Origin of the sequence: Pseudomonas sp. R3-57, assembly GCF_051132065.1 — a bacterium.
In the GTDB taxonomy this organism is placed as follows: Bacteria; Pseudomonadota; Gammaproteobacteria; order Pseudomonadales; family Pseudomonadaceae; genus Aquipseudomonas.
Genome location: NZ_CP071655.1, coordinates 1877473 through 1898874 on the forward strand (window position 1 = coordinate 1877473; position 21402 = coordinate 1898874).

The window sequence follows — 21402 nt, forward strand, 5'->3', positions numbered from 1 at the left end:
GCCCCCTTATTCGGAGGCCCCGATGCCGCGTCCTGCCTGGTCCCTGTTCGCCTACCAACTGATCGAGCCAGACGAACAGCTGGATCTGTTCGCCTGCCAGGAAGTGCGGGTGCATCTGGTGACCCGTCAGCTCGAGCTCGGCGGTTCGGCCGATCGCACCTTGTGCGGTAGTCTGCTGCCGGCGCAACCGCGCTGGTCGAGCGTGGATCGCCGGGTGTTTCAGGATCAGCGCCTGTGTTCGCTGTGCCGGGCCATTCTCGAATCGCAGAAGCGCGGCACCTCGCCGATCTGGCCGGAGCTGCGTTTCGAGCTCTGACCCTGTGGGAGCGAGCAGGCTCGCTCCCACCTGAACGCACCCTGTCGCCTATAGCGGCGCCACCTCCCCGAATTCCCGTGCCGCGGTGTACAATCGCGCGCTTATACCCTTGATGATCATGCGAAGGATTTTCCGGATGTTGCCGCGCTTTCCTGCCGTCACCCGCTGCCTGTCACTTGCCGCCCTGTGTGTGGCCGGTCCCGTTGCTGCATTGGAGCTTCCCCTGCCACCGCCCGGCGAGGATATCGTCGGCCAGGTGCAGGTGATCAAGGCCAAGTACGAAGATACGTTTGCCGATCTGGGCACCACCTATGATCTGGGCTATTCGGAAATGGTCGCGGCCAACCCGGGCATCGACGCCTGGCTGCCGGGCGCCGGCACCGAGATCGTTCTGCCAACGCGTTTCATCCTGCCGCCGGGTCCGCGCGAAGGCATCGTCATCAACCTTGCCGAGTACCGTCTCTACTACTACCCGAAAGGTCGCGACGTGGTGTACACGTTCCCGCTGGGTATCGGCCGTGAAGGCTGGGGCTCGCCGATTGCGCATACCTCGATCATCGCCAAAACGCCGAATCCGACCTGGACGCCGCCGGCGTCGATCAAGGCCGAGCACGCCGCTGATGGAGATCCGCTGCCGAACGTAGTGCCGGCCGGCCCGGACAACCCGCTGGGGCCGTTCAAGTTCACCCTCGGCACACCGGGGTACCTGATCCACGGTTCCAACAAGAAATTCGGTATCGGCATGCGCACCAGCCACGGCTGCTTCCGCATGTTCAACAACAACGTGCTGGAAATGGCTGGCATGGTGCCGGTCGGCACGTCGGTGCGGATCATCAACGACCCGTACAAATTCGGTCGCAGTGGCGGCAAGGTCTATCTGGAGGCGCACACGCCGCTGGACGACAAGGGCAACCCGTCGGTGGTCGACAAGCACACCGCGGTGATCAACGCGATGCTCAAGCGTGAAGACATCACCAGCAACCTGCGCATGGACTGGGATGTGGTGCGTGACGTAGTCGCGGCAGAAGATGGCCTGCCGGTGGAGATCGCTACGCCGACCAACGCCCCGGCGCCGATGGTTACCAGCACGCCGATCGACCTGCAATAAGCTCTGCTCAGCAACCCGCCGATGCGTACCGCGTCGGCGGGTTTTTTATTGGCCCGACAAAAGCACCGGGCACAAAAAAGCCGACCCAAAAAATGGGCCGGCTCGATAACAATCCCGAGGGATTATTACTTGCGGCTAGCTTTTTCCAGCATGCGCAGAGCACGCTCGTTAGCTTCGTCAGCAGTCTGTTGTGCTTTTTGAGCAGCAGCCAGAGCTTCATCAGCTTTACGGTAAGCTTCGTCTGCACGAGCCTGGGAGCGAGCAGCTGCGTCTTCAGTAGCGGTCAGACGTGCTTCGGTTTCTTTCGATGCGCTGCTGCAACCGGTAGCCAGAACTGCGGCCAGAGCCAGAGCAGAGAATTTCAGAACGTTGTTCATCGTGTTCCCCTTCAAGGACTTTCAAATTAAGTAGCTGTCTCCTCACGATTGAGGAAATAGCCGGCGTACATACTACCCATTACTTGTAGTAAGTAAACTGACGTAGCGCAAGAAGCAAAAAAAATTGTAGGCGTTGATTCTTTTTCGAGCAACTTTTAACTGCGCTGTATAAAAAACATCCAGCTACAAGCCCCGCCCCGAGCGACTTGATCGTGAAAAGTTCCCTGCCCGTGATGCTCTTTTCACGTCTTCGGCTAAAGTCTGTCTAAATGAATTCGTCCACACTTTTGTTCCGTTTCTGTGAGCGGCTTGGCGTATCTTTTTGATGTTCAGGTGACTTTATAAAAGGTTGCACGTCTCAAGTCTCAACAACCGGCAATGTTCAGCTGAGCGGCCCGCGAAGATCTTCTTCGGGGACTGTCCTGCATCCCCCGGGAGCCACCCTGTGCAACGCGCTCAATGACGAGCGCATCTTGAGCATTCCCGCCAATGGTGCCTACTATTTATCAGGTGTCAGGGTGCGCGAGATCGGTGTGGCTCTTCTCGGTGTCCGTCAGGCACGGGGTGGCGTAGATGTTCCTTCGCCGGGAAAACATCGGTAAGGTAGGGGTCACAATCCAAGACCCGCGAGGAGTAGTGATGAGCGAGGCGTTGTCCATCCACCATGACCAGGCTGGTCATCAGTTCGAGACCACCGTGGACGGTCATCGTGCCTACCTGACCTATATGGATCTGGGGAAACAGACCCTGGATATCTACCGCACGTTCGTGCCCAACGCCCTGCGTGGCCGTGGCGTCGCTGCCGCGCTGACCGAAAGTGCGTTGAATTACGCTGAAGAAATGGGCTACACGGTGATCCCTTCGTGCTCGTACGTCGAGCGCTACATGGAGCGTCACCAGCGCCGCGCCGCGAAAATCTGAGTCGCACACACAAAAACGCCGGGCACTGCCCGGCGTTTTTTTATGCCTGCGAAACGTCGATCAGGTGCGCTGACGTTTCGGCAACACGTCCTTGAGCTTGGCGTGCATGCTGCGCAGGGTGGTCTCGGTGGCGGACCAGTCGATGCAGGCGTCGGTGATCGACACGCCGTATTGCAGATCGGCGAGGTCTTTCGGGATTGCCTGGCAGCCCCAGTTCAGATGGCTCTCGACCATCAGACCGATGATCGACTGGTTGCCTTCGAGGATCTGGTTGGCGACGTTTTCCATCACCAGCGGTTGCAGGGCCGGGTCCTTGTTGGAGTTGGCGTGGCTGCAATCGACCATGATGTTCGGCTTGATCTTCGCCTTGTTCAGCGCCTGCTCGCACAGGGCGACGCTGACCGAATCGTAGTTCGGCTTGCCGTTACCACCGCGCAGCACCACATGACCATAGGCGTTGCCTTTGGTGGTGACGATCGACACGCCGCCTTCCTGGTTGATCCCGAGGAAGCGGTGCGGGCTCGACACTGACTGCAGGGCGTTGATCGCCACGGTCAGGCCGCCATCGGTGCCGTTCTTGAAACCGACGGCCGAAGACAGGCCGGAAGCCATTTCCCGGTGGGTCTGCGATTCGGTGGTACGGGCACCGATCGCCGACCAACTGATCAAGTCCTGCAAGTACTGCGGCGAGATCGGGTCGAGGGCTTCGGTGGCGGTCGGCAGGCCTTTCTCGGCCAGATCCAGCAGCAACTGGCGACCGATGTGCAGGCCGTCCTGGATCTTGAACGAGTCATCCAGATACGGATCGTTGATCAGGCCTTTCCAGCCCACAGTGGTGCGCGGTTTCTCGAAGTACACGCGCATGACCAGATACAGGGTGTCGGACACTTCTGCGGCCAGCACCTTGAGGCGATCGGCGTATTCGTGAGCGGCCTTGATGTCGTGGATCGAGCACGGGCCGATCACGACGAACAGACGGTGGTCAGTGCCATCGAGAATGTTGCGAATGACTTCGCGGCCCTTGGTGACGGTGCGCAGGGCGGCGTCGCTCAGAGGGATATCACGCTTGAGCTGATCGGGAGTGATCAGGGTCTCGTTAGAGGCGACGTTCAGGTCGTTGATCGGTAAATCAGCCATCGTTTACTCGTCAGGTCACGGGTGCCGGCCGCCAGCGATCCCCGCGCGGCGGGGCACAGCAGATTTAGCGCGTCGGGGGAGCCGAACCTTAGCGCGTCGGGCGCTGCTCGACAATGGGCAAACGGCGCTTTAGTCCAATGTCGGCGGCATAAAAGCCTTGCGCACGGTGTCGTGGGAGAACTCGTCGGCGTGCTGCTCGACCCATTGCAGGGCCAGCGCCTGAATATCCTGCAGATCGTCGTGGCTGTTTTTCATCCGGTAGAAACGCTCGATCTGACACACCTGCTCACCCATTCGCGCACTGAACAGCGTCTGCTCGTCGGTGAACGCGATCCCCACCAGGTAGCCTTTCTTGCGGCGCAGACACCACGCCACATAGCCCGGATAACACAGCTCGGCATTGACGCTGGGCATGCGCACCTGCAACGCGGTGCCATGGCGCCAGGCGCGGTGGTAATTGCAAGCGATGCCGCCGAGGCTGATAGTGTGCAGCTGTTGTCTGGAAATGCATTCAGGCTTGAGCAACGTCAATTCAACCGGCACTTCGTCCGGATGAGGAATGAAACGTCCCATGAGCACAGACTCCCTGTGTCGGCCTTCTGACATTGTTCCACCCAGTATAGTGGTTGAATCCGAACTGACCGATTTCGACGCCGACCAGCGCCTGTTGGCGATGAGCGGCGTTTCGCTGGTCATTTTCACCAGCGTCGGCTGCGCCAGTTGCCGCTATGCCCGCGAAGTGCTGCCGGGGCTGGCGCTGGCCGTCGATCGGCTGTGCTGGATCGATGCCGGCGACAACGGCGGACTGGTCGAGCGTTATCAGGTGTTTCATTTGCCGGCGCTGTTTGTGGTGCGCGACGGCGAGTTCTTTGGCGCATTGCACACGCGCCTGACTGCCGATGCGCTCAACGCCGCACTGGCGCAGGCGCTGAATCGAACTGCAGAGGAGTTGCCGTGATGGGGGCAGAGCATAAACCAGTGGTGGGGATTATCGGCACCGGGGCGATTGGTGGTTTTTACGGGGTGATGCTGGCGCGCGCCGGTTTCGATGTGCACTTTCTATTGCGCAGCGAGTTTTCGGCGGTGGCTGAACGCGGCTTGCAGGTCAACAGCGCCGTGCATGGCCCGCTGACGCTGAACCCGGCGCAGGCCTATTGCGCCGCCGCCGACATGCCCAAATGCGATTGGCTGCTGGTCGGCGCCAAAACCACCAGCAACGCCGATCTGGCGCCGGTGATCATTCAGGCAGCCAAGCCAGACGCAAAAGTGCTGTTGCTGCAAAACGGTCTGGACGTCGAAGACAGCTTGCGGCCATTGCTCCCCGACTCGCTGCATCTGTTGGGCGGCTTGTGCCTGATCTGCGTTCATCGCGACGGCCCCGGCGTGGTCACTCATCAAGCCTTGGGCGCGGTGAACATCGGTTATCACAGCGGCCCGGCCATCGATCAGGTGGCGCGCATGGCGTTGGTTGAGGACGGTGCCAGGCTGTTCCGCTCTGCCGGCATCGATTCCCAGGCGATGCCCAATCTGCATCAGGCGCGCTGGCAGAAACTGGTGTGGAACATTCCCTACAACGGGCTCTCGGTATTGCTCGGCGCCGGTACCAGTGCGCTGATGGCCGATGCCGACAGCCGCGCGTTGATCCAGGCGCTGATGGCCGAAGTGGTGCAGGGCGCCAAGGCCTGCGACCACGACATGCCGCCGGGCTACGCTGATTACCTGTTTACGATGACCGAGAAAATGCCCGACTACTGGCCGAGCATGCATCACGACTTTTTGCACAAGCGGCCGCTGGAGCTGGAAGCGATCTATGCTCGGCCATTGGCAGCCGCGAAAGCGGCAGGCTGCGAACTGCCGCGCATCGAATCGCTGTACCGCACTTTAGGATTTATCGACCGACGCAACCATTAACCGGTCGCTCTGGGGGAAAACATGGCCAACAACATCGATGACAAACTGGTGCTGGCGATCTCGTCGCGCGCCTTGTTCGACCTGAGCGAGAGCCACAAGGTCTACCTGTCGAGTGGCGTCGAGGCTTATCGGCAATACCAGATCGAACACGAAGACGAGATTCTTGCGCCCGGCGATGCCTTCCCGCTGGTGGAAAAACTCCTGAGCCTGAACAGCCGCCTCGGCCGTGCGCGGGTCGAAGTGATTCTGGTCTCGCGCAACAGCGCCGACACCGGGCTACGCGTATTCAATTCGATCCATCATTACGGTCTGGCAATTTCCCGCGCGGCGTTTGTCGGCGGGCGCAGTCCTTATCCCTATCTGAAAGCCTTTGGCTGCGACCTGTTTCTGTCCACCCATGCCGAGGATGTGCGCGCCGCGCTGGACGCCGGTTTCGCCGCGGCGACGATTCTATCCGGCGGTGCCAGCCGCGCCGCCAGCGACGAATTGCGTATCGCCTTCGACGGTGATGCGGTGATTTTTTCTGACGAGTCAGAGCGCATTTATCAATCCGGCGGCCTCGCAGCGTTTCAGGCCAAGGAACGCGAGTCGGCGCGCGAGCCGTTGCGCGGCGGCCCGTTCAAGGGCTTTCTCGCGGCGCTCAATCTGCTCCAGCGCGAGTTTCCCGACGATGATTGCCCGATCCGTACCGCACTGGTCACCGCACGTTCGGCGCCGGCTCACGAGCGGGTCATTCGCACGTTGCGCGAGTGGGACATCCGTCTCGACGAATCGCTGTTTCTTGGCGGCCTGACCAAATCGGCATTCCTCGAAGCCTTCGCTGCCGACGTGTTCTTCGACGATCAGACCGGGCATTGCGAGCTGGCCCGTGAAGTGGTCGCCACCGGTCACGTGCCCCACGGCATCAGCAACGAACCCTCGATCTAAAGCCCTTTGACTCAAGACGTTGCGTCGCCCGTCGTACTCGTCAAGGCACTGCTAAGCTGAATCAATCTCCGCCATGTTGGCTTGCGAGGAGGTCATATGATTCGTTCGATGCTGTATGCCACTGACCTCGGTCTGTACGCCCCGTTCGTGATGCAGCATGCCCTGGCGTTGGCGCGCACGTTCAATGCCGATCTGTACGTGGTGCACGCGGTGGAGCCGATGGGGCTGTTCGCCGAATCGGTGTTGCAGAGTTATCTCGACGAGCAGGCATTGAACGAATTCCACAGCCAGGGTCTGAAAACAGTCATCGCCAATATCGAGCAGCGCGTGCTGGAGAGCTTTCGCGAAGAACTCGGCGACGATGGCGAGCTGGATCTGCAACGCATTCGTGCGGTGCGCGTGTTGCAGGGCGATCCGTCGCAGGTGATTCTCGACCAGGTGCAGAAACTCTCGGTCGATCTGCTGATCGTCGGCAGTCACAGCCACGGGGTCGGCGCGGAAACACCGTTGGGGCGCACGGCAGCACGGGTCCTGCAATTGGCCAAGGTGCCGGTTTATCTGGTGCCGTTGATGGAGCGTCGGCGGCGCGAGGATCGCTGAGGCAAAATAATGGCGCTTTGATGAAAAAGTTCTAGATTTATTCTTCAAACCATTAATATAGTTATATACCGTCGCTGATGCCCGTGGCGTCTACCTGCTTTGAGGGATTGATATGAAGCTTCAACAACTGCGCTACATCTGGGAAGTGGCGCACCACGACCTCAACGTTTCCGCTACAGCCCAAAGCCTGTACACCTCGCAACCGGGCATCAGTAAGCAAATCCGTCTGCTGGAAGACGAACTGGGCGTCGAAGTGTTCGCCCGCAGCGGCAAACACCTGACCCGTGTCACTCCGGCTGGCGAGCGCATCATCACCACCGCTGGCGAGATCCTGCGCAAGGTCGAAAGCATCAAGCAGATCGCCCAGGAATTCTCCAACGAGAAAAAGGGCACCTTGTCGATCGCCACCACGCACACGCAGGCTCGTTATGCGCTGCCACCGGTGATCAGCAATTTCATCAAGCAATACCCTGACGTGGCCCTGCACATGCACCAGGGCTCGCCAATGCAGATCGCCGAAATGGCCGCGGACGGCACCGTCGATTTCGCCATTGCCACCGAAGCGCTGGAGCTGTTCGGCGATCTGGTGATGATGCCGTGCTACCGCTGGAACCGTTGCGTGGTCGTGCCTCAGGGTCACCCGCTGACCAAGCTGCCGAAGCTGACGCTCGAGGCCCTCGCCGAATACCCGATCGTGACGTACGTGTTCGGTTTCACCGGCCGTTCGAAACTCGACGAAGCCTTCAGCCATCGCGGCCTGACGCCGAAAGTGGTGTTCACCGCCGCCGACGCCGACGTAATCAAAACCTACGTGCGCCTGGGGCTGGGTGTGGGTATCGTGGCGAAAATGGCGGTCGACACCAAACTCGATAACGATCTGGTGGTGCTGGACGCCAGCGAACTGTTCGAGTCGAGCATCACCAAGATCGGTTTCCGTCGCGGCACTTTCCTGCGTGGTTTCATGTGCGACTTCATCGAGAAGTTCGCTCCGCACCTGACCCGCGAAGTCATGGCCAAGGCCATTCAGTGCCACAACAAGCAGGAACTGGAAGAACTGTTCGACGGCGTCGAACTACCGGTGCACTGATCCGCTGTCTTAAAGCACCTCGGTAACGGCGAATTGTTGCCGGGTGCCCGCCACCAGAATCTCCACCTCATCACCCTCGAACTTGCCCAGCAGGCTTTTGCCCAGTGGCGAGCGCGGGGTGATGACGGTAATCGGCTGACCGACCACATCGACTTTCAGACCGGCTGCATCCGGCGCCAGAAACAGCCATTGCTCGCGGCCCTTTTCGTCTTCCAGACCGAGCAGGGCGCCGATCTCGATGCCACGCTGTTCATCGTAGGCACGCAGCGTGAGGTTCTGGCACAGCGCCAGCGACTGGCGAATCTCCTCGACCCGTTTCGCCTGACCGGCCGCCAGATACGACGCCTCAAGGCCCAGGGTGTCGTATTTGTTCTCCGCGATATTCTCTTCGTGGGTCGCGGTTTCGTACGCCGTTTGCGCAGCACGCTCGGCGATGTCGAGGTCGATGCGCAGTTTGTCGAGAATCAATTGGTGGACTGTGTGTTTGTTCATGATCAATCGCAGAACTGCAAAACGTTGGCGCGGCTTTTTTCGCTGGGCGCGGTCTGGTCCTGCTGCAGCCAGAACTGGCATTTCGGGTTGGACGCGTTGCGCGAACTGGCGCGCGCCTGATCCAGTCGAGCCTGCTGTTCATTCTTGCGCAGGTTTTCTTCGTACTGCTCGAACAATGGGCTTTGCGGCGGAATGTCCGGCTGGGCTTGCACCGGCGCAGGCGGATGGGCGATCTGCTGCACCGCTTGGGCGACGGGCGCCAGTTGCTCGGCAAAGATGAACCGCGAAAGCAGCCAGCAGGTCAGAGCGATGGCGAGAAAGCCCAGCCACATGCCCAGGGCGATGCTACCGATCAGGTGCAGGGCGCTAAGCTGAACAGGCAAGGGGCGACGCGAACGGGGACGGTAGGGCATGGCTGCCTCCTGGCGGATGAATGCGGGCAAGTAGCGATTGTCGCACGAAGATTAATCGGCGTCGGCTCTTCTGCGCGAGGGTATTTATGCGGACAATCGGCGCTTTTGCCAACGGGAGCCTTAAATGACTGAAACGAACACCCGCTGGGATATTTTCTGCACCGTCGTCGACAACTTCGGCGACATTGGCGTGACCTGGCGCCTGGCCCGGCAACTGGTTGCCGAGCATTCACTGACAGTGCGCCTGTGGGTCGACGATTTGCGCGCTTTCGAACGTATCTGCCCAGCGATCGATATCGACGCTGCTCAGCAATATCAGCAGGGCGTCGAGGTGCGGCACTGGCCCGCCGAGTGGGTTCACACGGACGCCGCTGACGTCGTGATCGCCGCGTTCGCCTGCAATTTACCCAACGATTACATGGACGCCATGGCCGCGCGTGAACGCCCGCCGCTGTGGCTGAACCTCGATTATCTCAGCGCCGAAGACTGGGTCGTCGGCTGTCACGGATTGCCCTCGGTCAAATACAAATCGGTGCAGAAGATTTTCTTCTTTCCCGGCTTTCAGCCAGGCACCGGCGGGTTGTTGCGCGAGCGCGGCTTGCTTGAGCAGCGTCGGCAGTTTCAACAGGATGCCGCGGCGCAGCGACAATTCCTGCAAGGGCTGGGCATCGAGCGCGCACCGGACGCACAACTGATTTCGCTGTTTGCCTACGAGAACCCCGGGCTGGCCAGTTGGCTCGATGTACTGGCAGCGGCGGACACGCCGACCCATTTGCTGGTACCGGAAGGGCGGATTCTCGGCGATGTGGCGCGTTGGCTCGAAGTGGAAACGCTGACGGTCGGCGCCATTCATCAACGCCAATCGCTCACCGTGCAGGTATTGCCGTTCGTCCGTCAGGACCAATACGACCACTTGCTCTGGTGCTGCGATTTCAACGCGGTGCGCGGTGAGGATTCGTTCGTGCGTGCGCAATGGGCGGCACGACCGATGCTCTGGCACATCTATCAGCAGGACGAAGACATCCATCTGGACAAGCTCGACGCCTTCCTCGCGCTTTACACCCAAGGCTTGTCGCCAGCGGCTGCCGAGGCGATGAACGGTCTGTGGCGCGCCTGGAGTGCCGGCCAGCCGATCGGCGAGCACTGGCTGGCGGCGCGCAAACACTGGCCGGAACTGCAGGAAAATGCCCAAGGGTGGTGTCTGGAACAAGGCTTGCAGGCGGATCTCGCCACGGCGCTGGTACAGTTTTACCTAAATTGGATATGATACGCGGCCTAGATTTTTGTAAATCCCATCCAAATTCGGATATTCGCAATGAAAACTGGTAAAGAACTCAAACCCGGTACCGTGATCCGTATCGACAACGATCCTTGGCTGGTTCAGAAAGCTGAATTCACCAAGTCGGGCCGTAACAGCGCGATCATGAAGACCAAGCTGAAGAACCTGCTGACCGGTTACAAGACCGAAACCGTTTACGGTGCGGACGACAAGCTGGACGACGTGATCCTGGATCGTAAAGAAGCCACCCTGTCGTTCATCAGCGGTGACACTTACACGTTCATGGACACCACTGACTACACCATGTACGAACTGAACGCTGACGACATCGAAGCCGTTCTGCCGTTCGTTGAAGAAGGCATGGAAGACGTCTGCGAAGCCGTATTCTTCGAAGGCCGTCTGGTTTCCGTAGAACTGCCGACCACCATCGTGCGTCAGGTTGACTACACCGAAGGTTCCGCTCGCGGTGACACTTCCGGCAAGGTGATGAAGCCTGCCAAACTGAAGAACGGTACCGAGCTGTCGGTTGCTGACTTCATCGAAATCGGCGACATGATCGAGATCGATACCCGCGAAGGCGGCTCCTACAAAGGCCGTGCGAAATAAGCACTGCTTTTTGCGGAAAGAAAAAACCCGACCATTAAGTCGGGTTTTTTTGTGCCTGCAATTCAGCCATCACCACAAATCCCTGTAGGAGTAAGCCTGCTCTCGATGGCGTCATACCAGTCGACATGTTCATCGACTGATACACCGCTATCGCGAGCAGGCTCACTCCTACATGTGGGGATAGGTTTATTTCAGGTGTTCTTTCAGCTCTTGCGAAGCCTGCAACATCGCCGAGCGCACTGCCGGCACCTGGCTGACCACGTTGAGCAAACCGTAATCGTGGATCATGCCGTTGTAACGCACCGACGTCACCGGCACACCGGCTTCGTCGAGCTTGCGCGCATACGCCTCGCCTTCATCGCGCAGGACATCGGCGCTGGCGGTCTGCACCAGTGCTGGCGGCAGACCTTTCAGTTGCGCGGTGGTAGCGCGCAGCGGTGAGGCGTAGATCTCGTTACGCTGTTTCGCGTCGGTGGTGTAGTTGTCCCAGAACCACTTCATCATGTTGCGGGTGAGGAAGTGCCCCTCGGCGTATTGGTTGTAGGAACCCGTTTCGAAGCTGGCATCCGTCACCGGCCACAGCAGCGCCTGAAATCTGATCGCCGGGGTGCCCTTGTCCTTGGCCATCAGTGCAACCACTGCGGCCATGTTGCCGCCGACGCTGTTGCCGGCCACGGCCAGACGTTTGCCGTCGACGTTGATCTCCTTGCCGTGTTCCGCCACCCACTTGGTGGCGGCGTAGGCCTGGTTGATCGCCACCGGGTAATGCGCTTCAGGCGAAGGGGTGTAGTTGACGAATACCGCCGCCGCACCCGAACCGGCCACCAGATCGCGGACCAGACGTTCGTGGGTCGGGAAATCTCCCAGCACCCAGCCGCCACCGTGGAAGAACATGAACACCGGCAGCTCGCCCTTGACCCCGGCCGGCCGGACGATGGTCAGGCTCAACGGTTGGCCATCGACCTGGATGGTCTTCTCGCTGACATCGGCTTTGGGCAGTGTCAGTTTGACCCCGGACTGCGCGCCGACCAGCACGGCGCGAGCGTCCTTGGGCGACAGCTGCTCAATCGGCTTGCCGCTGCCGGCATTCAGCACATCGAGAAACGCCTGGGTGTTGTGCTCGACATCACCGGCGAAGGCGCTCTGCACGGACAGGGCGAGAAGGGTACCGGTCAAGACTTTGCTGAAAGTGTTCATGTTCAATTTCCTTGTTCGGGCCGGGGGCTCAGTGATTACACGGTGACGTGCAGACGGACATCGACGTTGCCGCGGGTGGCGTTGGAGTACGGGCAGACCTGGTGAGCGGCGTCGACCAGGGTTTGCGCATCGGCTTGTTCCAGACCTGGCAGGCTGATGTGCAGGTCGATGTCCAGACCGAAGCCGCCCGGGATCTGACCGATACCGACGTGGGCGGTGATCGAAGCGTCATCGGGGATTTTGCGTTTGGTCTGACTGGCAACGAATTTCAGCGCGCCGATGAAGCAGGCGGAGTAGCCGGCAGCGAACAGCTGCTCAGGGTTGGTCGCCGCACCGCCAGCACCGCCGAGTTCTTTTGGCGTGGCGAGTTTGACGTCGAGGATGTTGTCGCTGGAGATCGCACGACCGTCACGGCCGCCAGTGGAGGTTGCGATTGCGGTATAGAGAGTTTGCATGGTGTGAGCCTCGTTGGTTGTGGTGTTTTGCACTAATTGTTTGCGCGCTAAGTAGGTGTGATGAGAATGTATAGCGCTAATGTTTTGCGCGCAAGATAAATTTTTAAAGAATTTTTCCTGAGCGTGATCTTTGGTAGATCAATCTTCTTGAAAGGATTGAGATAGAGGGACCGGAGGGGGGCTTGAAGCCTGAAAATATTTTTCAGGCGAAGGAGATCAAGTGTAGGAGTGAGCCTGCTCGCGATAGCGATGAGTCAGAAATACATGTGCTGACTGACCCAGCGCAATCGCGAGCAGGCTCGCTCCCACAAGGGGGACGGGGGCGGGGCTTAATTCAGGCTGTCTTGCAGGTGCCCGCGCAGCGCCTGCAGTTCTGCTTGCAGCTTTTGCAGGCGTTCCAGAGAAAAGCCGCTGGCGCCGAGGATGCACTGCGGAATGCTTTGCGCCTTGTCCCGCAGGGCCCGGCCTTGCTCGGTCAACTCGACGATGACCACACGCTCGTCCTCGCGACTGCGCGTGCGGCTGAGCATGCCTTCTGCTTCCAGACGCTTGAGCAGCGGCGTCAGCGAGCCCGGATCGGTGAGCAGGCGCGTGCTGATTTCTCCGACCGTCAAACCATCCTGTTCCCACAACACCATCATCGCCAGGTATTGCGGGTAGGTCAGGTTCAGCGCTTGCAGCAGCGGCTTGTAGACCTTGGTCATCATCAGTGAAGTGGAATGCAGGGCGAAGCAGGCCTGGTTAGCCAGCAGCAGGTCGTCGCAGGTGTCGCGTTCGGAAGTCATGGTGCAAGCCTTGTTCAGTAATGCGATGAATCTAGCGCTCGAATCTTTAATGCGCCAGATAATTTTTCCTGAGCCTTGAGCCTTGAGCCTAGTGCCGGCCCAGATCCCGTTGCAACGCCAGATCCCAGGGAGGAACAGGGCTGAAGCGGGTTTTCAGATATTCCAGTAGCAAGCGGCTGCGCGAATGGGGCTGTTGGCCCATGCGCAAGGCGTAAATGCCGGCAGACTCTGCTTCGGGCAAGCCGTTGTCGCAGAACAGCGGCAGCAGTTCGCCGCGCAGCAGGTATTCGCTGGCCAACCAGGTCGGCAGATGGGCGATACCCAATCCGGCCAAAGCGCCGCAGACCAGCGCTTCGGCGTTGTTGGCGCTCAGGCGGATGCGGGCCGGACGGTGCAACTGCAATTGCCCGTCGAGTTGAAAGCGCCAGGCGAAGGGCGGGGCGAGGCCGTCCCAGTCGAGCCCGTCGTGTTCATTCAGTTGTGCGGGATGGCTCGGCACGCCACGGCGTTTCAGGTAATCGGGGCTGGCGCAGGCGATGCGTACAATGCTCGCCAGTGGCGTGGCGACCAGACGCGTATCAGCCAGTTGCCCGGCGCGCAGGACCAGATCGACTTTGCCCAGGTTCGAGCCGTCCATGTCGATAAAGCTGTCGATCAAATGCAGCTGCACATCCAGGCCCGGGTATAGCAACAGAAAGTCAGCGAGCACCGGCGCCAGATGGCGGCGCCCGAACGCGGCGGGCGCGTCGATGCGGATCAAGCCTTCCGGCGCACTGCTCAGCGACACCGCTTCGGCGCGGGCCAATTGCAGCTCGGCGACAATTCGCCGTGCGCGCTCGGCAAAGGCCAGCCCGGCCGGCGTCGCGCGCACCGCATGGGTGCTGCGCACGAATAACTGGCTGCCTACCGCGCTTTCGAGATTGTCGATACGCCGGGCGACCGCCGAAGGTGTTAGCGGATGGCGGCGTGCGGCGGCGGAAAAACTGCCGCTTTCCAGCACATCGAGGAACAGTCCGAGCTGATCGGTCAGTTGATTGGGGTTCATGGTGTTGAGCGCTTATGCGGAATCGGCACAGCCATTGTGCGTTGCTGTGCGTTTCCCCGCCAGCCGCGACTGCGTAGCATGGCAAGCCTGACGAAGAGGAATGTGCGGTGATGGAATTCTTGTTGTACCTGTTGTTTGGCGCGGCGCTCGGCACACTCGGCGGCATTTTCGGAATCGGCGGCGGCTTGATCGCCATTCCGTTGCTCGGTGTGTGGTTCGGGCTCGATCAGCAGATCGCCCAAGGCACGGCGCTGGTGATGGTGGTGCCGAACGTGATGCTGGCGCTGTGGCGTTATCACCAGCGCAATCGCATCGAGCTACGCCATGCGCTGCCGTTGGCGCTGATGGGTTTCTGCTTTGCCTGGCTCGGTTCGATCTGGGCGGTGGGCATCGATGCGCAAACCATGCGCGTCGGTTTCGTGGCTTTTCTGGTGGCGCTGTCGGCGTACAACTTGCTGAAGATGTTCGGTCCGAAACCCGCGGTGAGCGCAGAAATGCGCTACTCGTGGCCATGGCTCGGTGTGCTCGGCGCTGCGTCGGGGACCATGGGCGGTTTGTTCGGTGTCGGCGGGGCGGTGGTGGCAACGCCGGTGCTGACCAGTCTGTTCGGCACCTCGCAAGTGGTCGCTCAGGGTTTGTCCCTGGCACTGGCCCTGCCCAGCACCGGCGTAACCCTGGTGACCTATGCGGTACACCACGAAGTCGACTGGATGATCGGCTTGCCACTGGCGCTCGGCGGTCTGGCCAGCATCAGTTGGGGCGTGAAAGTCGCCCACGCGATGCCGGAAAAACTTCTGCGCGGGCTGTTCTGCGGTTTTCTGGTGCTGTGTGCGGTGATGCTCGCGTTCAAAGTTTGAAGCCTTCGACGATGTGTTCGGCCAGACATTCAGTGATCGGCGACGGATTGTTCAGGTTGCGGATCAGCATGATGCTGGCCTCGGGCAGTAATGGCAGGTCTTCAGCGGCGCCGAGAATGCGCATGTCCGGGGTGATCAGGCTCTCCAGTTGCGCGGTAATTGCCAGGCCCGCGCTGACAACGGCCATCAACGCCGACAGGCTGGTGCTGTTATAGGCGATGCGGTATTCGCGGCCCATCGCGTCCAGCGCATTGCACGCCCATAAACGGCAGAAACAATCACTGTTGAACATCGCCAGCGGCAGCGGCGTCTGTTCGTGGGCGCTGAAGTTCTGCGCCTCGGCCCAGACAAAACGCTCCTTGCGCAACAGTTGGCCGATCTCGTTACCCGGCTCACGGGTGACGATCGACAAGTCCAGATCGGTGCGCTGCAGCAACTGTTTGGTCGACTCGCAATGCACCTCGATCTGGATCAGCGGATAGAACTGCGCAAACCGCGAGAGGATCCCCGGCAGAAAACGCATCACGTAATCATCCGGCGTGCCGATGCGCACGGTGCCGACCATGTGCGGCTCGCGCAAAGTGTTGAACACCTCGCTGTGCAACTTGAGGATGCGCCGCGCATAGCCGAGCAATACCTGGCCTTCGGCGGTGAGGCGCACCTGACGGCCATCGCGCTCGAACAACTGGCGCTGCAACACGTCTTCTTCCAGACGCTTCATCTGCATGCTCACCGCCGATTGCGTGCGGTTGACCATCTCGCCGGCGCGGGTGAACCCGCCCTGATCGGCAATCGCCACAAAGGTGCGCAGGACATCGGTATCGATACTGGGGTAAGCGGACAATTGATGAATCTCCGTGATGCTTGCCATCAGAAACATTCGTTGGATTGATCTTAGCGCCGAGACGAGACTTGAGCCATCCACAAAGGGAGGCAAGACGATGAAAGGTCAAAGAGAGTATGTGAACGAAGAACAGCTGTCCGGCCACGGCCATATCGTTTCCGATCTGCTGCACAAGTTTAGCCGCTGGTACGAACTGCACCGTGAACGCGAGTTGCTCGCCAGTTTGAGTGACGAAGCGTTGAAGGACATCGGTGTCAGTCGTGCCGACGTTGAACACGAAGCCGTGCGGCCGTTCTGGGATGATCCGATGCATAAATGATCAACCCGGTGCTACACAAACCCACTTTCGGTGAGGTAGGTTGCGAGCAGACAAGGAGATGTTCATGCCCGCGACTCTGGCCTTTTCCCTCAAACAGGCGCGACGTCTGGCGCTGGCTGCCCAAGGATTCAACGGGCGCCAGCCGCCGACCGTCAAGGCGCCGCAGCTCAACCGGCTGATCGAACGGCTGGGCCTGCTGCAAATCGACTCCGTCAACGCCGTGGTGCGCTCGCACTACCTGCCGCTGTTTTCCCGTCTCGGTGCCTATTCTTTGGATTTGCTTGACCAGGCTGCCTGGAGTTCGGGGCGGCGCCGCACGTTGTTTGAATACTGGGGGCATGAAGCGTCGCTGCTGCCGCTGTCGATGTACCCGTTGCTGGGCTGGCGCATGCAGCGGGCCCGGCGCGGCGAGGATATTTATCAGCAACTGGCGACATTCGGCCGCGAGCAGCAAGAGACGATTCGCCGGGTGCTGGCAGCGGTTGAAGCGCAGGGCGCCTTGGGCGCCGGCAGTCTGTCGACCCGCGCCGACAAGGCTGGGCCGTGGTGGGACTGGAGTGCGGAAAAGCTTGCGCTGGAATGGTTGTTCGCCGCCGGTGAGGTGACCGTGGCCGGGCGACGCGGTTTCGAGCGTCTGTACGATTTACCCGAGCGAGTGATTCCTGCGGCGATCCTGCAGCAGCGGATGCCCGACGAGGCGGAGGCGCAACGCGAACTCTTGCTGCATGCTGCGGGGGCGTTGGGCGTCGGCACGGAAAAAGACTTGCGTGATTATTTCCGCTTGAGCCCGACGGATGCGCGGCCGCGTTTGGCCGAGCTGGTCGAGGCGGGGCAATTGCAGATGTGCGAGGTGGCCGATTGGCGGCAGATTGCCTATTGCCTGCCGGAGCCCACAGTGCCGCGTAAAGTCATCGCCAGTGCGCTGTTATCGCCGTTCGATTCGCTGATCTGGGAACGCAGCCGCACCGAGCGCTTGTTCGACTTCCGCTATCGGCTGGAGATTTACACGCCGCAACCCAAGCGTGTCTACGGCTATTACGTGTTGCCGTTTTTGCACAATGAGCGGATCGCCGCGCGGGTCGATCTGCGTGCCGAGCGGGCAGCGGGGCAGTTGGCGTTGCATGCGGTGCACGAGGAAGAAGCCGGGCTGGACGAGGAGGGGATGCTGGCGCTGGCGGTGAGTTTGCGCAGGATGGCAAGTTGGCTGGGCCTGGCGCGGGTGCAGCTCAATTGTCAGCGTGAGAGTGCGGCGCGGCTTGGGATGGCATTCGCACAGATCGAGTGCGACTGAACTGACGCCATCGCTGGCAAGCCAGGCTCCCACAGGTTCTGCGCCGGATACATAAATTGCATACGACAGGAACCCTGTGGGAGCGGGCTTGCCCGCGAAGAGGCCAGTTCAGGCAATAAAGAAAGCCAACCTCATCGCCGAACCTGCTTCAAGGTCTCGGCAATCAAAAACGCTAGCTCCAGCGACTGATCGGCATTCATCCGCGGATCACAATGGGTGTGATAACGGTCCGACAGGCCATCCTCGGTAATCGGCCGTGCACCACCGATGCATTCGGTAACGTTCTGCCCGGTCATTTCGATATGAATGCCGCCGGCGTAGCTGCCCTCGGCTTCGTGCACCTGGAAGAACTGCTTCACTTCACCAAGGATCTGCGCAAAGTCGCGGGTCTTGTAGCCGCTGCTGGCCTTGATGGTGTTGCCGTGCATCGGATCGGAGCTCCACAGCACTTGCTTGCCTTCGCGCTGCACTGCGCGAATCAGTGCCGGCAAATGATCGCCGACCTTGTTCGCGCCCATTCGCGCGATCAGGTTGAGGCGGCCGGGATCGTTGTCCGGGTTGAGCACATCGATCAGGCGGATCAGGTCGTCGGGATCCATGCTCGGGCCGACTTTCACCCCGATCGGGTTGTTCACCCCGCGCAGAAATTCCACATGTGCGCCGTCCAGTTGACGGGTGCGGTCGCCGATCCACAGCATGTGCGCCGAGCAATCGTAGTAATCGTTGGTCAGGCTGTCGCGGCGCACGAAAGCTTCTTCGTAGTTCAGCAGCAGCGCCTCGTGGGCGGTGAAGAAACTGGTTTCGCGCAGTTGCGGCGAGCTGTCCATGCCGCAGGCGCGCATGAACGCCAGGGTTTCATCGATACGATCGGCGAGGTGGCTGTACTTTTCGGCCAGCGCCGAGTTGGCGATGAAGTCCAGGTTCCACTTGTGCACTTGATGCAGGTCGGCAAAACCGCCCTGAGCAAAGGCGCGCAGCAGATTCAACGTCGCGGTGGACTGGTGATAGGACTGCAGCAGGCGCTCCGGATCGGGCACGCGGCTCTTTTCGTCGAAACCGATGCCGTTGACGATATCGCCACGATAGGCCGGCAGCGTCACGCCTGCGATGGTTTCATCGTTGGCCGAACGCGGTTTGGCGAACTGACCGGCCATGCGCCCGACTTTGACCACCGGGCAACCGGCGGCGAAGGTCATGACGATCGCCATTTGCAGCAACACTTTAAACGTGTCGCGAATCTTGGCTGCGGAGAATTCGGCAAAGCTTTCTGCGCAATCGCCGCCCTGCAACAGGAAGGCCCGACCTTGGGTGACTTCGGCAAACTGACGGCGCAGCTCACGCGCTTCGCCGGCAAACACCAATGGCGGATAACTGGCCAGGGTTTGCTCGACCTGGCGCAGGTGCGCGGCGTCGGGGTATTGCGGTTGTTGCTGGATCGGCAGGGCGCGCCAGCTGTCAGGGCTCCACGGTTGGCTCATCACGGTCTCGAAATTTCATACGCAGGGAAACGCCATGGTAGCAGCAATTAGTGCGTGACCTGTTCCCGCCCCATCACCGACAATTGCCGCTTTGCCACGGCACCACAGCGGTGCCATCGCGTCACCGCGCCCGGTGACCATCAGGAGACGAAATGACAGAGGAGCGCGTCGAGCATCTGCTCGCCGAAGTACAGGATGAGTTCGGCGTGATTCGCGTGCTGGAAGTGGCCGATTACCGCTTTCTCGAATTTGGCGATGCCATCGAACAGAGCTGCGTGTTCACCGCCGATCCGAGCTGGCTCGAATACGACTACACGCGCGCCATGCTGATTGGCGCGCTATGCCACGAGCAACCGGAAAGTGCGCTGTTTCTCGGCCTCGGCGCCGGCACGCTGACCCAGGCCTGCCTTAAATTCCTGCCGCTGGAAGACGTCGAAGCCATCGAATTGCGCCCGGACGTGCCGCGCCTGGCGATTGAATACCTGGGTCTGGACGACGATCCGCGTTTGTACATTCGGGTCGGCGATGCCCTCGAGTTGCTGCCGAGCGCAGAACCGGCGGATCTGATTTTCGTCGACCTCTATACCGATGTCGGGCCGGGCGTCGGGCATCTGGCCTGGAGTTTTCTCGGCGACTGCCAGAAGCGCCTGACCCCGGGCGGCTGGCTGGTGATCAATCAATGGGCGACGGATGACGGCAAACCGCTGGGCGCGGCGTTGCTGCGCGGGCTCTATCACCGGCATTACTGGGAGCTGCCGGTAAAGGAGGGCAATGTGATTCTGATTGTTCCGGCGGACCTTGATCAGGTGTTGGACATACCAGCGCTGACGGCACGGGCGCAAGCATTGGCGCCCAGATTGGGGTATTCGTTGCAGTCGTTGATCAACGCCATTCGCCCGGCGACCTGAGTCGGCAGTGCCGGCCTCATCGCCAGCAGGCCGGCTCCCACAGGGGTTCTTCGTCGTACACAAAACCCCTGTGGGAGCTAGCCTGCTAGCGATGGCGGCCTGTTGAACAACACATATTCAGGCCCCTTTGAACACCCCAGGCCGCCGCTCCACCAGCGACCTCACCCCCTCCGCGGCATCTTCAGTGGCCAGCAATTTCTTCACCAGTGCAGGCAATCCCTGCGCCGCCGCCGTCTCGCCCTCATACCGTGCCTGTCGTGCTGAGAGCAACGTCGCCTGCACCCCCAGTGGCGCCTGGCGGGCAATCCGTTCTGCCAGCTCGATCGCGCGCGGCATCAGGTCTTCGCTGGCCATTACTTCCTGCACCAGGCCCAGGTGCAACGCGTCATGCGCATCGAATTCATCCCCGGTCAGCAACCAGCGCATCGCATTGCCCCAGCCGGCAATCTGCTGAAAGCGTAAAGTCGCGCCGCCAAACGGAAAGATCCCACGCTGCACTTCCATCTGCGCGAAGCGAGTATTGCTCGCGCACAGGTTGATGTCCGCCGCCAGCATCAGCTCGATGCCGATGGTCAGGCAGTAACCCTGCGCGGCGACGATGACCGGTTTGCTCACCCGTGGGCCGACGAAAACGCCCCAGGGATCGCAGCCGCCGCTCGGAACCTGCCAGCCTTCGGCCAGGGCTGCGCTGGCATTGACCAGATCGAGCCCGGCGGTGAAGTGCTCGCCATGGCCGAACACCACGGCGACCCGCGCTTCGCGGTCGGCTTCGAATTCGCCGTAGGCCAGGCTCAGGTCGTTGAGCAGGTCGATATCGAAAGCGTTGCGCTTGGCCGCCCGATCGAGGCCGATCAAGTGCACATGACCACGACGTTCTCGGCTGACGCGGCCGGCGCAGGGCTGATTCATGGCTAAATCCTCAAGCGGGAAGGGCGGGTGCGCGGCGCTTTGCCGCAGGTCGGTGAACCGTTTAAGCGTCATCGCCCGCAGGGCCGGGCCTTTGCAAAATAGACCGTTGCGCGATTATCCGCAAAACCCCGTTACACGGC

General features: G+C 60.6%; 26 protein-coding genes. 14 read left to right on the forward strand and 12 right to left on the reverse strand.

The genetic code is table 11. The features are described from left to right. Positions 1-22: 22 nt before the first annotated feature. Together J3P93_RS08575 and J3P93_RS08580 are read left to right on the forward strand one after the other, a co-directional pair. A complete protein-coding gene (locus J3P93_RS08575; protein ID WP_003226812.1) occupies positions 23-316 on the forward strand; it encodes a hypothetical protein in 294 nt (97 codons plus the stop codon). 136 nt (positions 317-452) lie between these two features. Further along, on the forward strand, positions 453-1424 hold the full coding sequence (locus J3P93_RS08580; RefSeq protein WP_090284982.1) for a L,D-transpeptidase family protein: 972 nt from the start codon (positions 453-455) through the stop codon (positions 1422-1424). A 125-nt stretch (positions 1425-1549) separates the two neighbouring features. Here J3P93_RS08580 and oprI read toward each other — a convergent pair whose 3' ends face one another. Then, positions 1550-1801: an outer membrane lipoprotei OprI gene (gene oprI / locus J3P93_RS08585; protein ID WP_003183784.1), complete on the reverse strand. Its 252-nt coding sequence runs from the start codon at positions 1799-1801 to the stop codon at positions 1550-1552. Positions 1802-2440: 639 nt separating this feature from the next. On the opposite strand from oprI, the gene J3P93_RS08590 reads away from it, so the two are divergent. Continuing rightward, positions 2441-2722, forward strand: a complete 282-nt coding sequence (locus J3P93_RS08590) for a GNAT family N-acetyltransferase (protein ID WP_203418892.1) — start codon at positions 2441-2443, stop codon at positions 2720-2722. A 60-nt stretch (positions 2723-2782) separates the two neighbouring features. On the opposite strand, the gene J3P93_RS08595 is transcribed toward J3P93_RS08590, so the two are convergent. Together J3P93_RS08595 and J3P93_RS08600 are read right to left on the reverse strand one after the other, a co-directional pair. Next, entirely contained in the window at positions 2783-3859 is a 1077-nt protein-coding gene (locus J3P93_RS08595; protein ID WP_434596574.1) for a 3-deoxy-7-phosphoheptulonate synthase, read from the reverse strand. Positions 3860-3988: 129 nt separating this feature from the next. After that, positions 3989-4432 (reverse strand): PilZ domain-containing protein, encoded by a 444-nt coding sequence (locus J3P93_RS08600; RefSeq protein ID WP_208940296.1) that lies wholly within the window; start codon positions 4430-4432, stop codon positions 3989-3991. Between J3P93_RS08600 and J3P93_RS08605 the strand changes: the two genes are divergently transcribed. The 5 genes from J3P93_RS08605 to cysB all read left to right on the forward strand — a co-directional run bounded on the left by J3P93_RS08605 (position 4431) and on the right by cysB (position 8384). Continuing rightward, positions 4431-4817: a thioredoxin family protein gene (locus J3P93_RS08605; RefSeq protein WP_434596575.1), complete on the forward strand. Its 387-nt coding sequence runs from the start codon at positions 4431-4433 to the stop codon at positions 4815-4817. The two genes, J3P93_RS08600 and J3P93_RS08605, sit on opposite strands and share 2 nt — an antisense overlap. Beyond that, positions 4817-5770, forward strand: a complete 954-nt coding sequence (locus tag J3P93_RS08610; protein WP_434596578.1) for a putative 2-dehydropantoate 2-reductase — start codon at positions 4817-4819, stop codon at positions 5768-5770. Before J3P93_RS08605 ends, J3P93_RS08610 begins: the two co-directional genes overlap by 1 nt. Before the next feature lie 21 nt (positions 5771-5791). Continuing rightward, a complete protein-coding gene (locus J3P93_RS08615; protein WP_090284970.1) occupies positions 5792-6697 on the forward strand; it encodes a 5'-nucleotidase in 906 nt (301 codons plus the stop codon). 96 nt (positions 6698-6793) lie between these two features. Continuing rightward, positions 6794-7297, forward strand: coding sequence for a universal stress protein (locus J3P93_RS08620; RefSeq protein WP_434596580.1), 504 nt, complete (start codon positions 6794-6796; stop codon positions 7295-7297). A gap of 112 nt (positions 7298-7409) precedes the next feature. Continuing rightward, positions 7410-8384 carry an HTH-type transcriptional regulator CysB gene (cysB, locus tag J3P93_RS08625; protein WP_007908591.1) on the forward strand — a complete coding sequence of 325 codons (975 nt, stop codon included), beginning with the start codon at positions 7410-7412 and terminating at the stop codon, positions 8382-8384. 9 nt (positions 8385-8393) lie between these two features. On the opposite strand, the gene J3P93_RS08630 is transcribed toward cysB, so the two are convergent. Then, positions 8394-8876 (reverse strand): GreA/GreB family elongation factor, encoded by a 483-nt coding sequence (locus J3P93_RS08630; protein WP_434596582.1) that lies wholly within the window; start codon positions 8874-8876, stop codon positions 8394-8396. Between the two features lie 2 nt (positions 8877-8878). After that, positions 8879-9289: a hypothetical protein gene (locus tag J3P93_RS08635; RefSeq protein WP_434596583.1), complete on the reverse strand. Its 411-nt coding sequence runs from the start codon at positions 9287-9289 to the stop codon at positions 8879-8881. A 124-nt stretch (positions 9290-9413) separates the two neighbouring features. Here J3P93_RS08635 and earP point away from each other — a divergent pair, with 124 nt between their 5' ends. Then, entirely contained in the window at positions 9414-10556 is a 1143-nt protein-coding gene (earP, locus tag J3P93_RS08640) for an elongation factor P maturation arginine rhamnosyltransferase EarP (protein ID WP_434596584.1), read from the forward strand. A gap of 48 nt (positions 10557-10604) precedes the next feature. Then, positions 10605-11174: an elongation factor P gene (locus J3P93_RS08645; protein ID WP_203418884.1), complete on the forward strand. Its 570-nt coding sequence runs from the start codon at positions 10605-10607 to the stop codon at positions 11172-11174. A 186-nt stretch (positions 11175-11360) separates the two neighbouring features. On the opposite strand, the gene J3P93_RS08650 is transcribed toward J3P93_RS08645, so the two are convergent. From J3P93_RS08650 to J3P93_RS08665, 4 genes are all read right to left on the reverse strand, one after another. After that, positions 11361-12371 (reverse strand): alpha/beta hydrolase, encoded by a 1011-nt coding sequence (locus J3P93_RS08650; RefSeq protein WP_434596586.1) that lies wholly within the window; start codon positions 12369-12371, stop codon positions 11361-11363. Positions 12372-12406: 35 nt separating this feature from the next. Beyond that, positions 12407-12826, reverse strand: coding sequence for an organic hydroperoxide resistance protein (locus tag J3P93_RS08655; RefSeq protein WP_027613448.1), 420 nt, complete (start codon positions 12824-12826; stop codon positions 12407-12409). A 329-nt stretch (positions 12827-13155) separates the two neighbouring features. Next, positions 13156-13611 (reverse strand): MarR family winged helix-turn-helix transcriptional regulator, encoded by a 456-nt coding sequence (locus J3P93_RS08660; protein ID WP_434596589.1) that lies wholly within the window; start codon positions 13609-13611, stop codon positions 13156-13158. 88 nt (positions 13612-13699) lie between these two features. Continuing rightward, positions 13700-14656: a LysR family transcriptional regulator gene (locus J3P93_RS08665; RefSeq protein ID WP_434596591.1), complete on the reverse strand. Its 957-nt coding sequence runs from the start codon at positions 14654-14656 to the stop codon at positions 13700-13702. Between the two features lie 110 nt (positions 14657-14766). Between J3P93_RS08665 and J3P93_RS08670 the strand changes: the two genes are divergently transcribed. Further along, positions 14767-15513: a sulfite exporter TauE/SafE family protein gene (locus J3P93_RS08670; RefSeq protein WP_434596593.1), complete on the forward strand. Its 747-nt coding sequence runs from the start codon at positions 14767-14769 to the stop codon at positions 15511-15513. On the opposite strand, the gene J3P93_RS08675 is transcribed toward J3P93_RS08670, so the two are convergent. Continuing rightward, the gene (locus tag J3P93_RS08675) at positions 15503-16357 is read right to left on the reverse strand and encodes a LysR substrate-binding domain-containing protein (protein ID WP_007908606.1); all 855 of its coding nucleotides are present in this window, start codon (positions 16355-16357) and stop codon (positions 15503-15505) included. The genes J3P93_RS08670 and J3P93_RS08675 overlap by 11 nt on opposite strands. Positions 16358-16454: 97 nt before the next feature. On the opposite strand from J3P93_RS08675, the gene J3P93_RS08680 reads away from it, so the two are divergent. Then, the gene (locus J3P93_RS08680) at positions 16455-16676 is read left to right on the forward strand and encodes a DUF1127 domain-containing protein (RefSeq protein WP_258448469.1); all 222 of its coding nucleotides are present in this window, start codon (positions 16455-16457) and stop codon (positions 16674-16676) included. A gap of 64 nt (positions 16677-16740) precedes the next feature. Beyond that, positions 16741-17967 carry a winged helix-turn-helix domain-containing protein gene (locus J3P93_RS08685; protein WP_434596596.1) on the forward strand — a complete coding sequence of 409 codons (1227 nt, stop codon included), beginning with the start codon at positions 16741-16743 and terminating at the stop codon, positions 17965-17967. 131 nt (positions 17968-18098) lie between these two features. Here J3P93_RS08685 and J3P93_RS08690 read toward each other — a convergent pair whose 3' ends face one another. After that, positions 18099-19445, reverse strand: a complete 1347-nt coding sequence (locus tag J3P93_RS08690; RefSeq protein WP_434596598.1) for a class II 3-deoxy-7-phosphoheptulonate synthase — start codon at positions 19443-19445, stop codon at positions 18099-18101. 152 nt (positions 19446-19597) lie between these two features. Here J3P93_RS08690 and J3P93_RS08695 point away from each other — a divergent pair, with 152 nt between their 5' ends. Continuing rightward, complete coding sequence (locus tag J3P93_RS08695) at positions 19598-20353, forward strand: spermidine synthase (RefSeq protein ID WP_434596600.1); 756 nt, start codon at positions 19598-19600, stop codon at positions 20351-20353. A gap of 117 nt (positions 20354-20470) precedes the next feature. On the opposite strand, the gene J3P93_RS08700 is transcribed toward J3P93_RS08695, so the two are convergent. Further along, entirely contained in the window at positions 20471-21262 is a 792-nt protein-coding gene (locus tag J3P93_RS08700) for a crotonase/enoyl-CoA hydratase family protein (RefSeq protein WP_434596602.1), read from the reverse strand. Positions 21263-21402 lie beyond the last annotated feature (140 nt).